We start from the raw sequence: 12,285 nt of genomic DNA on the forward strand, positions 1-12,285 counted from the left end.
CTCCATACGTTCAAGCCGTCCGGACAACCGTCCCGGCATGAACTAAGGAGCAGGCCATGACCACCACCACGAAGCTGACCCGAGCGGCAGCCGTGTGTGCTGCCTTGGGTGGGTTGCTGTTCGTCACCGTCCAGATAGCGCACCCAGCGCTGGACTTGGCGCTCCTAACCACCACGGAGTGGACGGTCCGTCAGAGCATGAAGGTGCTCATGGCGGTCCTGTCCCTGGCTGGCATCACCGGCATCTACCTTCGGCACCCGACCCAGATGGGGAAGCTGGGCGCACTTGGATACGTCGTCTTCGCCTGCGGCTACGTCGTCGTGACCAGCGTCGAGCTGATCGCTCTGTGCGTCCTGCCATCCATTGCGACCACCTCACCTGCCTTCGTCAGCGACGTGCTGGCCCTCGCTGGCGGGGGTTCGGCGGGCGGTGACCTCGGCTGGTACCAGACGCTCACCCAAGTCGGCGGACTCGCCTACCTGGCTGGCGGGCTCATCTTCGGCATCGCCATCCTCCGCGCCCGCACGCTGGTTCGTTGGGCGGCCGCCCTCTTGTCGTTGGGTGCCCTGTCCACGGTCCTCATCACCGCCCTGCCGGATCTGAACCCGAGAGTCTTCGCGGTTCCCACAGGCATCGCACTCATCGGTCTTGGGTACTCGCTGTGGCGCCAAACAACTCGCCCCGACGGCCCGAGGACCGAGTCCCTGCGCTCCACCTTGAACCCTCTGAGCGCGAAGTGAGCTTGCGTGGGCTGGGCCGCCCGACCGTTTCGACTAGGTCGGTCGACGTGCCGTGCCGGGGCGACCGTGTGAGCAGGGCCGCCACCAGCCGCGGTGCCAACAGTCAACCGCGGCGGGGTGCGGGGTCCGCCTTCATCGGGAGGCGATTGACGTGACGCCCCGGTCGCCGCAGCACGCACCGGGCACGTATCAGCTCCGTGTGGCGGGACACCTCGACGACCACTGGGCCACCTGGTTCAGCGGGATGGTGCTTCAGCGTGAGATCGACGGGACCACCACCGTGACCGGGCCGGTCGCGGACCAAGCACAGCTGCACGGGCTGCTGGCCCGGATCCGAGACCTGGGGGTCACCCTCATCTCGGTGCAAGCGCAGGCAGCCCCAGCGATGGCGGACGAGTCCACGGCGCCGGACCGCCACCCGGACGACGACGGGAGCTCGAAGTGACATTCACCAGCGCGGTGCGTGTTCCGGCAGACCCCGCCGGAGCTGAGCGGGCCGCTGGCAGCTGCGGCATCCCGGTGACTGCCATCACTCGGGCGTGCGTGAAGGCAGGTGCGCGATGACATCGTCCGCAGACACGGCCCAGGGACTCCTGCGAGTGCCCCCTTCCAGCAGCGGCGGGGGCCCGCCCAGCTGGCCCATCATTGCCGGACTCGTCGCCCTGGTCGCGCTGCCGGCTGTGGCCAGCGTGCTGCGAGTCATCGAGGTGGCCGGCGGTCCGCAACTGCTGCCCGAGAACCCACGGATCACCTCATCGCCAGCACCGTTGGTCGTGCACGTCATCGCAGCCGTGTTCTTCGCTATCGCTGGCGCGCTGCAGTTCACGCCGAGGCTGCGGCGGCGGCACCGGGGCTGGCATCGGCGCGCCGGCCGAATTCTGGTCGGGGCAGGGCTGCTCGTTGCGGTGACCGGCCTGTGGTTGACGGTGTTCTACGTCGACGCGCCAGGCGGGGCGGCGTTGTGGACGGTGAGGCTGCTGGTCGGAACTGTTACCGCCGTGAGTCTGGTCCTCGGCTTCGCGGCTATCCGCCGCGGCGACGTGGGGTCACACCGGGCGTGGATGATCCGTGCTTACGCCCTCACCGTGGGGGCGGGCACCCAGACTGTGACTGAGGGTGTCAGCCAGTCCCTGCTCGGCTTCAACGACCTCAGCAAGTTCCTCGGCACCACGGCGGGGTGGATCATCAACGCAGCCGTCGCTGAGTGCCTGATCCGCCGTGGCGTCAACGGCCCGAGACGGCCACGGGCCGCCACCCCAATGGGCGGTTGTCAGAACGACACCCTCTCGGCCGGAACATCGCCCAACCAAGACACCATGCGCATCGACCCTGACTCAGGACATGTCGCTCGCATCGCCACAACCTCTCGAACACCGTTGGTGAACCTGCGTCACGCGGACGGCCCGGGGCTGGAACAGATTGTTGCGGCTCTCATCGCAGAGGGCCAACGAGGAGGGTCAACAGCATGAACCTGCCGCTCAGGCCACCAGCAGCGCCAACGCCGACGACCTCGTCCCCCGATTTGGGTCCATACGTGTTCGGTAACCTGCGCGGCTCCGCCTTGGCTCGAACCAATTCCGCACTGCGTGGAACGGCGTCGCCATCCTGAGCCCTGAATGCGTTTCACTGTGACGTGGTGGGTCGCGGGACTCAGCTCCAAGCCTGCGTCATTCCGGCCGCGTGTCGGTAGCCTGCGTACGTTCTCTCATGACTTGCCGACAACGAAGTGCGGCACGCGCCCCATCGAATGCGCATTGGACTGACCATGACGTCCTGCGCGCTTGCTCGTCGCGCCGGGCCGTCTCACTGCGCCTGGTGGTCGAACAGGCCGGCTTCGTGTCCGAGGATGGCGGCCTGGGTGCGGTTGGTGATGTCGAGTTTGGTGAGCAGCCGCGATACGTAGGTCTTGATAGTGGTCTCGCTGACGAACAACGACCGTGCTGCCTGTGCGTTCGACTGTCCCCGGCCGATGAGAATCAGGACCTCAAGTTCACGGTCAGACAACACGCTGAGGCGCTCGCGAGCCTTGTCGCGGGCCGGGCGCGAGTGGCCGGCGACGTAGTCGGTGATCAGCTGACGAGTCACCGCAGGCGACAGCATCTCAGTACCGCCAGCTACAGCCCGCACGGCGGCAAGAATCTGGTGCGGTGGCGTGTCCTTGAGCAGGAAACCGCTTGCGCCGGCCTCAAGGGCGGGCAGTACGTACTCGTCGAGATGGAACGTCGTCAGGATGGCCACGGCCGGGGGATCAGTGGTGGCCAGGATGCGCCTGGTCGCCTCGAGCCCATCCATGCGCGGCATCCTGATGTCCATCAGGACGACGTCGGGATGTAGGTCGGCTGCCGCCGCAACGGCTTGGAGGCCATCGGCGGCCTCGCCGACCACCTCGACGTCCTCACTGCTGTCCAGGATCGTCTTGAGCCCGAACCGAACCAGCTCCTCGTCGTCAACAATCAGGACGCGGATGCTCATGTCGGGAGCACGGCTTCGACATCGAAGCTACCATCGAGCCTCGGGTCAGCCCGAAGGGAGCCGCCGGCTGCCTTCGCGCGCTCTCGGAGCCCGATGAGGCCGTGACCGGTGCCCGGGACGGCGTTGGCGGCGCGTGTGCCGGGCCGGCTCACCACCGACACGGCCAGCGCATCCGGGCGGTAGTCGAGAGTGACACGGACCTGCCCCCCTGGAGCGTGTCTGCCGGCGTTGGTAAGCGCCTCCTGGACGACTCGATATGCGGTGCGCTCGATCACCTCGGACACGATGCGAACCTGACCACGTGGCTGAAGCGTGACGTCCATCCCCGCCCGGAGCGACTCCTCTATCAGTTCGGGCAGATCTGCCAGGGTCGGCTGCGGCGCAAGCGGCACATCCTCGCTCTGCGCCTCCGTGCGCAGCAAGCCGACCAGCTGACGCAGCTCCTCCAGGGCCTGCCGTCCCGCGGTCTGCATCTGGTCGGCAAGCTGGCGCACCTTGGTGGAGTCCTCCGCGGCCATCTCGGCAGCGCCGGCCTGCAACACCATCAGGCTGACCCGGTGACCCACCACGTCATGCATCTCGCCGGCGATCCGGACCCGCTCTTCGAACACCGCGCGTTGGGCGTGTAGCTGCTCGGCGCGCTCCGCTCGCTCGGCCCGCTCCGTCGTGGCCAGGATCAGTTGGGCGCGCGCCGGGACATAGGCGCCCAGGGTCGCCGGCCACAGCACGAAGCAACAAGTGACGACGACCGCACTGTGGAAAGGCCATTCGCCGCTCATCACGGCGAGGACAACGCCCGAGGCAATCACCAAGGCCGAGATCCGCACCGACCAGCGCGGGTGGTAGGCCGTGACCGCGTAGGCAGCGATGGGCAGAGCCGCAGACAACTGGCCCTGCAGCACCACATCGCCCACAGCCAGCACCATCGCCAGCAGCGGCAGCCTGCGTCGGAACAGCATCACCGCGACGATGACGGGGATGCGCACGGCGTGCAGCGGCAGAGACCAGTCCATCTCGACCGAATGCAACTCGATGGCGACCTCGAGGACCACCGCGGCGGCAGCGAGGAAGAGGTCGGACGTCAGAACCTGCTGATCGGGCCACCCTCGTCGTCGGCTCACTCTCGCGAGCGTATGCCCATCCGCCTACCCCGTCGTCGTCCGAAAGTTGACGGGACTCCGTCCTCGCCGACGACACCCGGTGTCACATCTGGCGACGCGGGCAACGTCGATGTCGCGACAAGGTCGACCTACTGCGGCCCACACATCGATCGGGGCGCCGAATGAACGGAACAGATGATGGCGCACCACCGCACAACCAGATCTCCCAGAATCGGCAAATCGGCAGCAGTCGCCACCGTCGGGCTCGTCATCCTGGCAGGAACCCTGCTGAGTGGCTGTGGCGACGACGGGGCACTCGCTGACCCCGGACCGACCGCGACCGAGCTGCGACCCGCAGACGGCATCCACGCGGTTGACTTGCGCACCAGCGGTGACTTGACAATCACCATCGGGCCGACGCCGAAACTCAGCATCACTGCCGGTCGGACGACCCTCCGCAACCTGACCTCCAGCCGCCAAGACGGCACCGTTGTCCTCGGCAGCCGTGCAGGACACAACGCGAGCGGTGACATCCACTACGAGCTGACGCTGCCCACGCTGGACGGCCTCGTAGTGGCCGGCTCGGGCAGCGCGCATGGCTCCGTTGTCGCGGACGGCCCCCTCACCGTGGCCGTGTCCGGATCCGGCTCGGCCACCCTCGACGGCCTTGCGGCGACCACAGTCACGGTTGAGCTCTCCGGCTCCGGCGACATACACCTCACAGGCACGACGGACACACAGTCCGTAAAGCTGGCCGGGTCGGGAAACTACGTCGCCACCGAACTGATCTCCCACACGAGCGACGTGCAGGTCGATGGCTCTGGAAACGCCCATGTCAACGCACTTGAAACGCTCGACGCACAGCTCAGCGGCAGCGGGAACATCAGCTACACCGGGACGCCCGCGCTCACCACGCATATCTCCGGCAACGGCACCATCCGTGCGAGCTGACCACATGGCCACCGACGACTTGAGCTCCTTCCCCCTTGGCTCCCAGCGGTACGTGGCCAGCGGTCCAGGCGAACCGCTGGGACCGATCACCCTCAAGCAGCTCCGTGCCATGGCAGCGGCACGACAAATCAGGCCTACGACACTTGTCCGCAACGCCGCCGGCGGACGGTGGTTCGAAGCGAAGGAGCTGCCCTGGCTGTACTCCGACAGAAACTGGGTGGTCGCGGTCGTCCTCTCCGCCTTCCTGGGGGTGTTCGGGATCGACAGGTTCTACCTCGGCTACACCGGGTTAGGGCTTGCCAAGCTCCTCACGATCGGTGGGCTCGGAGTCTGGGCACTCATCGATGCCGTCCTGATCGCCGTCCGTGTCGTGCCGGATTCGGACGGCCTTCCCCTCCGGTGACGCACAGTTCGCCCGTCGCGCAGAGCGGGCGTCAGAGCGCCGTCAGCGACCCGGAACACCGTGAGCACATTCCCACGACGCATCCAGCCACCGGCCGAGGTTCGGCCGACAGACCCGCACCCCGCAAGTAGCACGAGAGGAAGCCGCAATGTTCTCCAAACGTCCGAAAGACCGTAACGCCCCGCTCGCGCCGCCACGCGGAACATCAATCACCCAGCAACTGGCTCGCGCGGCAGCCATGCACCATTGGCGCGTCCTGGCAACGTGGGGCACTCCTGAAGTGGCAGTGCCCATCGCGGGCCCCTCCCGGCGCGCGACGATCGCCGTGGCGACCGTGCTTGCCCTAAGCGTCGCTCTCATTGGCACGGTCTTCCGGCCAGTCCCGCCGTCGCTCTCCACTAAGGTGACTGGCGACTCCAAACTGGCCGCTGTGGCACTGCCACACCTGGACGGGGCACTCGACCGGGTCAGCATCGCGGTCGTGGACGGCGACAACGTGTCGTATGCAAACTTCGGGGCCGACAGCGACACCGTGTACGAGATCGGCTCGGTGACCAAAACCTTCACCTCGCTGCTGCTCGCCGACGCCATCGAGCGGGGCGAGGTGACAGCCGAATCGACGCTGGGTGCACTTCTGCCGCTGGCGGATGCACCCGCGGCCGACGTGACGCTCGCCGAGCTTGCCAGCCACCGCTCCGGCCTGCCGCGTACCGCAAGACTCAGCTTCCAAGAAGAGTTGCTGTTTCTCGCAAACCCTCACCGTGACCCCTTCGTGCAGGACGTCGACGAGGTCATCGCACAGGCACGGACGGTGACACTGAGCCAACGCGGCACGGTCCACTACTCCAACCTGGGCGCCGCACTGCTCGGGCAGGCGCTCGCAGCGCGCAGCTCAATGACCTACGAGGAACTGGTGCGTCAGCGCATTTTCGGGCCGCTGGGCATGGCTGCCAGTACCGTGCCCGTCACCACCGAGAACCTGCCGAGCCATGTCCTCACCGGCTACAGCGAAGACGGCAAGCACGCACCGGCCTGGACGCTGTACGGGTCGGCTCCCGGAGGCGGCATCCACTCGACCGCCGAAGACATGGTTCGGTATGCGCAGGCACTGCTTGACGGCACCGCACCCGGTATGGACGCGCTAACCCCACGATGGGATGACGGGTATGGCACACGGATCGGATACGCCTGGAACACCAACACCGTCGCCGGACATACAGTCACCAGCCATGGCGGCGCCACCGGAGGGTTCTGTGCCGCCATCGCCCTGGACCTGGCCAACAACCGGGCGGTCGTCATCCTCTCGAACACGAAGGCGTCCGTTGAACAAGCCGCGCTGACACTGCTCGTCGGGGAGCACTGATGGACGTCATTGTCCTAACCGTCATCTTCTCAATGCTGCTCGGCGCACCGACTGGCGTCCTTGTCGGTCTCGCGGTAGCGCTCATTGCCGCGGTACTCCGCTCGAAGGGAGGGCTTCGTGAGCGAGCACGAGCGGTGCTGAGGACGCGGTTCCTCTGGGCCAGTGCCACCTTCTCGCTTGCAGCGCTGCTGCTCGAGGAGTGGCAGTTGGTCGCGATCCTCTGGCTCCTCTCGGCGTTCACGATCAACGCCTGGGGCAGGCATGGCCCGGCGACAGATCGTGACCGCTCCCGCATGCTCGCGCGCTTTGCCGCGGCGCTCACCGGGGTCGCCATGGCGTGGGTCACGGTGAACTGGGTCACCATGCCCATTGTCGCGTGGTTCGTGGGGGTCGCGTTGCTCGCAGCTGGCGTGTTTGGGATGGTCCGGCACTGGCCAGCGCTTCCCTGGTTCGCGGAGACCTTCTCACCGCTGCGTGCACTCGGCCTGGCAACCACATTCGGGATGTGCACGCTGATAATCGCCGTGCCCTTCACTTAAGCCTGGACCCGCCGAGGGCACACTTCGGGCATCGACCGCATTTGCGTCGCGACGTCTCCAACAGCGATTCATGCTCAGCCACTCCAGGTGACATGGGCTCGCAGGTGGCTTCAAAGCCCTACCTGAATCGTCTAGTAGCCGCCTGTGACGTGAGTCTTCGGGCGCAGGTGGGCTTCAATGGACGTGCACTCATGATCCGCCCCGGGAGGTGCCGATGACGAGCCCTTATCCGGACTCACCCGAGCGGGTCACCTTCGTGAGAGGGCTGGCGGCCAGCACCAAAATGTAGGTACCGAAGAGGTACCTACAGCCCCAGAACCAACCCGAACGTCTAGGTAGTTTGGATCGCATTTCCGTTGCTACAGAAGGGAATCCGATCAAGTCCGTCGACCTTGGTCGGCCTCCTAAGGCGGGTGTCGGCGGTGCGAATCTGCTCGAGGGCCACAGCCCAAGGTCGCGAATCAGACATTGATTCGCTCCTCGCCGTCTAGTCGCGAGATGTAATGAGCTCGCTCTGCGGGACAGTGAAGAACCCCGATCGTCGAAAGGTTGCGAAATGCAGGTCTATAGCGACATGGTTCGCGACGCACTCGGCGAGCTCGCCGACGGGGAGCACCAACGCCAACTCTGGTCCAGCCTGACTCCGTCCGGACAGTCCTCGCTCGAGGAATGCTGGGAGCGGCTGTTCGACGACAGCGGCTTGGGCGACGCCCTCGATGGGGAGACCGAGGTGTTCGGGGATAGAGCGGACCAGTGCCTGCGCGAGCTGGATGCGGCCTTGCGCTTGGTACCGACGAATGCGGCCACCAATGACGTCATCGCGAGTGACGAGATGGTTCTGGTCCGCAGCCTCGCCAGCAGGGCTCTCGGCCTCCTTTCGGATTAGCCCTGCGTGAAACTGCAAACACGCTCACACTGCAAGTCATGGACGTGAAGCGCGTGACATGCCGTCTCGTGGGCCACCGATGGAATCATCACCGGTTGCCGGATCACACGGTCAAGTCGACGTGCCAGCGGTGCGGCCTGGTCGAGTTCGGCGACGGCGAGCCCGATTCGCGGGCCCAGTACATCGTCGGCGGCGGAGGCCCGAGCGGCCCAGGTTAATAGGACAACCTCTTGGCGCTCCGCAGCCAAACCGAGGAGCAGCCTGAACGTCGCTATGTCACGTGGTTCGCTCCACGCCGTGATTACGCCAATTGGAGGAAGCCGAACGCGTCCGTGGGTAGGAGGGTGTTGATGTAGGCAACGCCCTCAAGCCCAAGCAAAGGCAGGTTAACCATGTCCCGCAAGACTTTCGCGCGTGCCACCTTCGCTGTCCTTTGCGCCGGGGCCGCGCTCTTGGCCGCACCCGCAGCCAGCTACGCCGACAGCTTCTCACTGCCCCAGGGAGAAGCCTGCGCAGACTTCCCCGTGACGTTCACCGTCTCTGGTGGCAATCAGAGCGTGCGACCCGCCAACGGCCAAGGCGGCAACCCGAGTCGCGTCATCGTCGCCGGGACGGGGAGCAACGTCACCGTCACCAACGACGACACCCAGCAGGCCGTGTCGTTCCAGTCCAACGGAGCAGTCACTCGCACCACGACCCGCGCGGACGGAAGCCAGATCGTCAACGCCACCGGGCACTACATCATCATCTTGTTCTCCACCGATGTCGGAGGGCCGTCCACCACGCTCTACACGGGACAGGTGACCTACACCGTCTCGCCAAGCGGAGTCTGGGAAGTACAGAGCCACTCCGGATCGGCGCTCGACCTCTGTGCAGCGCTCAGCTGAGCCCGTTCTCGCCGCCAACCGCGAGGAAACTCGGGCGACGAAGGAGCCGGCCACGCGGCATACCCAAGGTAGTTAGTCCGGCAGGGCGGCGGGGACTCCGGCGAGGCCGGCCAACCGGGTGGAGAGCTGGATCAGGTCGAGACGGCTCTTGGAGGCCACGAACTCCACGCGCCCCTTGAGCCGGCGCCGATCGGCGGCCGTGAGCGTTTTGGCGGTGAGCACGACGATGGGGATGCCTTGCGTGTTCGGGTCGTGGTGGAGCGCGTCGATGACCGCGAAGCCATCGGTGTCCGGCATGAGCAGGTCGACGAGGACCACGGCCGGCGACTCGCTGCGCACGACCGCATGGGCCTCCGCGCCGTGGGCGCAGGTCCGCACGTCCCAGCCGAGTGGTTCGAGGGTGACCTGCACCAGCTCGAGCGCTGCCGGGTCGTCGTCGACCACCACGATCCGCCGGTGCGCCACCTGGTGGGGCCGGCCCACCCCCACCCGGCGCAGGGCGGCGAGGAGGTCGTCCCTGGCCACCGGCTTGACGAGGTAGTCGGAGGCGCCGAGCGCGAAGCCGCGGCCGCGTTCGGGGAGCACGCTCACGACGACGACCGGCGTGTCGGCCGTCGAGGGCTCTGCCTTGAGCGCGCCCAGGACGTCCCAGCCGTCCATGCCGGGCAACCGGATGTCGAGGATGACGGCGGCCGGGTGCATCGAGCGCACCGCGTCCAGTCCCTCCTCGCCGGTCCCCACCGCCACCGGCCGAAGACCGGCCGCGCGGACGTGCACGGAAACCAGCTCCGCGGAGTTCTCGTCGTCCTCGATGATGAGGATCGCCGGCCGGGAGTCCTCCCCGTCGCGACCCCAGTCGGCGCCAGCGTCGGCGAGAGTGTCGGCGTCTGCCTCAGCGTCAGCGTCGGCGTCGGGCACCAGGCGCGGCTGGGCGCTCAAGGGGATCCGGAACCCGAACGTGCTGCCGACCCCGAGGGTGCTCTCGAGCCACAGCGTCCCGCCATGCAACTCAACGATCCGGCGGGTCAGCGTCAGACCCAGGCCCGTGCCCTCGGCAGACGAGCTGGATCGACCGCCCTGCTGGAAGGAGTCGAAGATCCGGGCCTGGTCCTCCGGGGCGATGCCCACGCCCGTGTCGGTGACGCTGACTTCGAGATCCCCTTCGACCCGGTGCGCGACGACGCGCACCCGACCTCCGTCGGGCGTGAACTTCACGGCGTTGCTCAGCAGGTTGAGCATGATCTGCTTGAACCGCAGCTGGTCGGCCCAGATCGTCCCCAGCTCCTCCTTGGACGCGTCCACCGTGACCTTGATCCGGTGTTGAGAGGCCCTTTCGCGGACCAGCAGGTGCGCGTAGTCGAGGGCCTCGGCCACATCGAAGGAGGTCCGGTCGAGCTCCATGTGACCTGCCTCGACCTTCGACAGGTCGAGCACGTCGTTGATGAGTGCGAGCAGGTGGCGACCCGCGCTGTGGATGTCCTGGAGGTAGTCGGCTTGACGCTCGTTGAGCTCGCCGAACATCCGCTCCAGCAGCACCTCCGAGAAGCCAATCACCGCGTTGAGCGGCGTCCGGAGCTCGTGGGACATGCTCGCCAGGAACTCGGACTTGTGCCGGCTCGCATCGGCCAGCTCGGCGCTCTGCCGCTCGAGCTGCTGGTAGAGCCGGGCGTTCGTCAGCGCGATGGCCGACTGGCTGGCGAACGAGGACAGCAGCTCGCACGTCTCGTCGCTGAACACACCGGGCTGCTTGCGCCGCACGACCAGCGCGCCGACGATCCGGTCGGCCCGGGTGAGCGGGATCGCGACGAGAGAGCGCCAGCCGGACTCGTGGAGCAGGGTCAGGTGCGGGTCGAGGTCCTGGCGCTCGGACAGGTCGGGGATCTGAGCCACCGTGCGCGAGGCGGCCGTCCGGCCGACGAAGGTCTCGTCGACGTGGATGCGGGACTGCCGAAGCCGCTCGACCACGTCGCGGCTGGTGCCGTAGGTCGTGCGCACCCCGAACAGCCGGGTCTCCTCGTCGTACTCCATCAGCGATCCGCCGTCGGTCTCCGAGAGCTGGACGGCGTGCTTGACGATCGTCGTCAGCACCTCGTCGGGGTCCAGGGACGAGCTGATCGCCTCACCGACCTCAGAGAGCGCCTCGAGCTGCTCGACCTTCCACGACAGCTCGTCCGACCGGCTCTCGAGCGCCCGAAAGAGGCCCACGTTCCGCAGGGCCAGGGCTCCCTGCGCCGCGAACGTGCTGAGCAGGCTCCTCACCCGGTCGTCGAACGGGTCGACGATGGTGCGCCACACCGACAGCACCCCCACCACCTCGTCCTCGACGATCATGGGAGCGCCCATGATCGTCCGGATGCCGCTCTTGCTCTGGAACTCGGGGCGGTCGTAGTCAGGGTCGGCGAGCACGTCGACGATCTGCTGGGTCCTGCCGTCCAGGCCGACCCGGCCGACCAGCGAGGTGCGGTCACGCGGCACCGGTTTGCGAGTGGCCAGCTCCAGGTAGTCGGGCCGCAGGCCGACCGAGTGCACCATGGTGAAGTTGTGCTCGGTGGCGATGTGGATCGTCGCGGCATCGGCCCAGCACAACCGGCGAGCCCGCTCCACGATCGCGTCGAACACCTCGGCCTCACCCGACGCGGACGTCCCGAGCACAGCCAGGATCTCGCTCGTCGCGGCCAGCTGCTCCTGCGTCTCGGCCAGCCTGGCCTGGAGCCGCGCCACGGCCGCGGCGCTCGCTGCAGACCTGTCCTCGGACTCGGTCACGTGCGCCTCCGATCGCGACATCACAGCTGGCGTGCGGTTCCAGCACCCTCAGTCGTGCGGTGCCGGCACCCTCAGCGCGCCCACCGCCTCAGGTATGCCGTTCCAGCACCTTCAGCAGTCTGCCCCCAGATCAGGACCCATGCCTACCTCCAAAGGGTGACGCTGCCTGTGGCCGCGCAGG

At 67.1% G+C, this 12,285-nt stretch carries 12 protein-coding genes; 9 read left to right on the plus strand and 3 right to left on the minus strand.

What is annotated here, in order from left to right; translation table 11 throughout:
• The first annotated feature begins 56 nt into the window (after nucleotides 1-56).
• The 3 genes from AC1DXJ_RS13420 to AC1DXJ_RS13430 all read left to right on the plus strand — a co-directional run bounded on the left by AC1DXJ_RS13420 (nucleotide 57) and on the right by AC1DXJ_RS13430 (nucleotide 2,209).
• Complete coding sequence (locus tag AC1DXJ_RS13420; RefSeq protein ID WP_477637185.1) at nucleotides 57-740, plus strand: hypothetical protein; 684 nt, start codon at nucleotides 57-59, stop codon at nucleotides 738-740.
• 151 nt (nucleotides 741-891) lie between these two features.
• Nucleotides 892-1,185 carry a hypothetical protein gene (locus tag AC1DXJ_RS13425; RefSeq protein ID WP_477637186.1) on the plus strand — a complete coding sequence of 98 codons (294 nt, stop codon included), beginning with the start codon at nucleotides 892-894 and terminating at the stop codon, nucleotides 1,183-1,185.
• 262 nt (nucleotides 1,186-1,447) lie between these two features.
• A complete protein-coding gene (locus AC1DXJ_RS13430) occupies nucleotides 1,448-2,209 on the plus strand; it encodes a DUF2306 domain-containing protein (protein WP_477637187.1) in 762 nt (253 codons plus the stop codon).
• Nucleotides 2,210-2,543: 334 nt separating this feature from the next.
• On the opposite strand, the gene AC1DXJ_RS13435 is transcribed toward AC1DXJ_RS13430, so the two are convergent.
• Complete coding sequence (locus AC1DXJ_RS13435) at nucleotides 2,544-3,212, minus strand: response regulator (protein ID WP_477637188.1); 669 nt, start codon at nucleotides 3,210-3,212, stop codon at nucleotides 2,544-2,546.
• Nucleotides 3,209-4,333 carry a sensor histidine kinase gene (locus AC1DXJ_RS13440; protein WP_477637189.1) on the minus strand — a complete coding sequence of 375 codons (1,125 nt, stop codon included), beginning with the start codon at nucleotides 4,331-4,333 and terminating at the stop codon, nucleotides 3,209-3,211. Before AC1DXJ_RS13440 ends, AC1DXJ_RS13435 begins: the two co-directional genes overlap by 4 nt.
• 174 nt (nucleotides 4,334-4,507) lie before the next feature.
• Here AC1DXJ_RS13440 and AC1DXJ_RS13445 point away from each other — a divergent pair, with 174 nt between their 5' ends.
• From AC1DXJ_RS13445 to AC1DXJ_RS13470, 6 genes are all read left to right on the plus strand, one after another.
• Nucleotides 4,508-5,263, plus strand: coding sequence for a head GIN domain-containing protein (locus tag AC1DXJ_RS13445; RefSeq protein WP_477637190.1), 756 nt, complete (start codon nucleotides 4,508-4,510; stop codon nucleotides 5,261-5,263).
• 4 nt (nucleotides 5,264-5,267) lie between these two features.
• A complete protein-coding gene (locus AC1DXJ_RS13450) occupies nucleotides 5,268-5,666 on the plus strand; it encodes an NINE protein (protein ID WP_477637191.1) in 399 nt (132 codons plus the stop codon).
• A gap of 148 nt (nucleotides 5,667-5,814) precedes the next feature.
• Nucleotides 5,815-7,029, plus strand: a complete 1,215-nt coding sequence (locus AC1DXJ_RS13455) for a serine hydrolase domain-containing protein (protein WP_477637192.1) — start codon at nucleotides 5,815-5,817, stop codon at nucleotides 7,027-7,029.
• Nucleotides 7,029-7,568 carry a hypothetical protein gene (locus AC1DXJ_RS13460; protein ID WP_477637193.1) on the plus strand — a complete coding sequence of 180 codons (540 nt, stop codon included), beginning with the start codon at nucleotides 7,029-7,031 and terminating at the stop codon, nucleotides 7,566-7,568. The genes AC1DXJ_RS13455 and AC1DXJ_RS13460 overlap by 1 nt, the downstream gene beginning before the upstream one ends.
• A gap of 556 nt (nucleotides 7,569-8,124) precedes the next feature.
• Nucleotides 8,125-8,454, plus strand: a complete 330-nt coding sequence (locus AC1DXJ_RS13465) for a hypothetical protein (RefSeq protein WP_477637194.1) — start codon at nucleotides 8,125-8,127, stop codon at nucleotides 8,452-8,454.
• A gap of 392 nt (nucleotides 8,455-8,846) precedes the next feature.
• Entirely contained in the window at nucleotides 8,847-9,341 is a 495-nt protein-coding gene (locus AC1DXJ_RS13470) for a hypothetical protein (protein ID WP_477637195.1), read from the plus strand.
• Between the two features lie 72 nt (nucleotides 9,342-9,413).
• Here AC1DXJ_RS13470 and AC1DXJ_RS13475 read toward each other — a convergent pair whose 3' ends face one another.
• Nucleotides 9,414-12,104 carry a response regulator gene (locus tag AC1DXJ_RS13475; RefSeq protein ID WP_477637196.1) on the minus strand — a complete coding sequence of 897 codons (2,691 nt, stop codon included), beginning with the start codon at nucleotides 12,102-12,104 and terminating at the stop codon, nucleotides 9,414-9,416.
• Nucleotides 12,105-12,285 lie beyond the last annotated feature (181 nt).

It is taken from the genome of Pedococcus sp. P2_D9 (assembly GCF_056404275.1).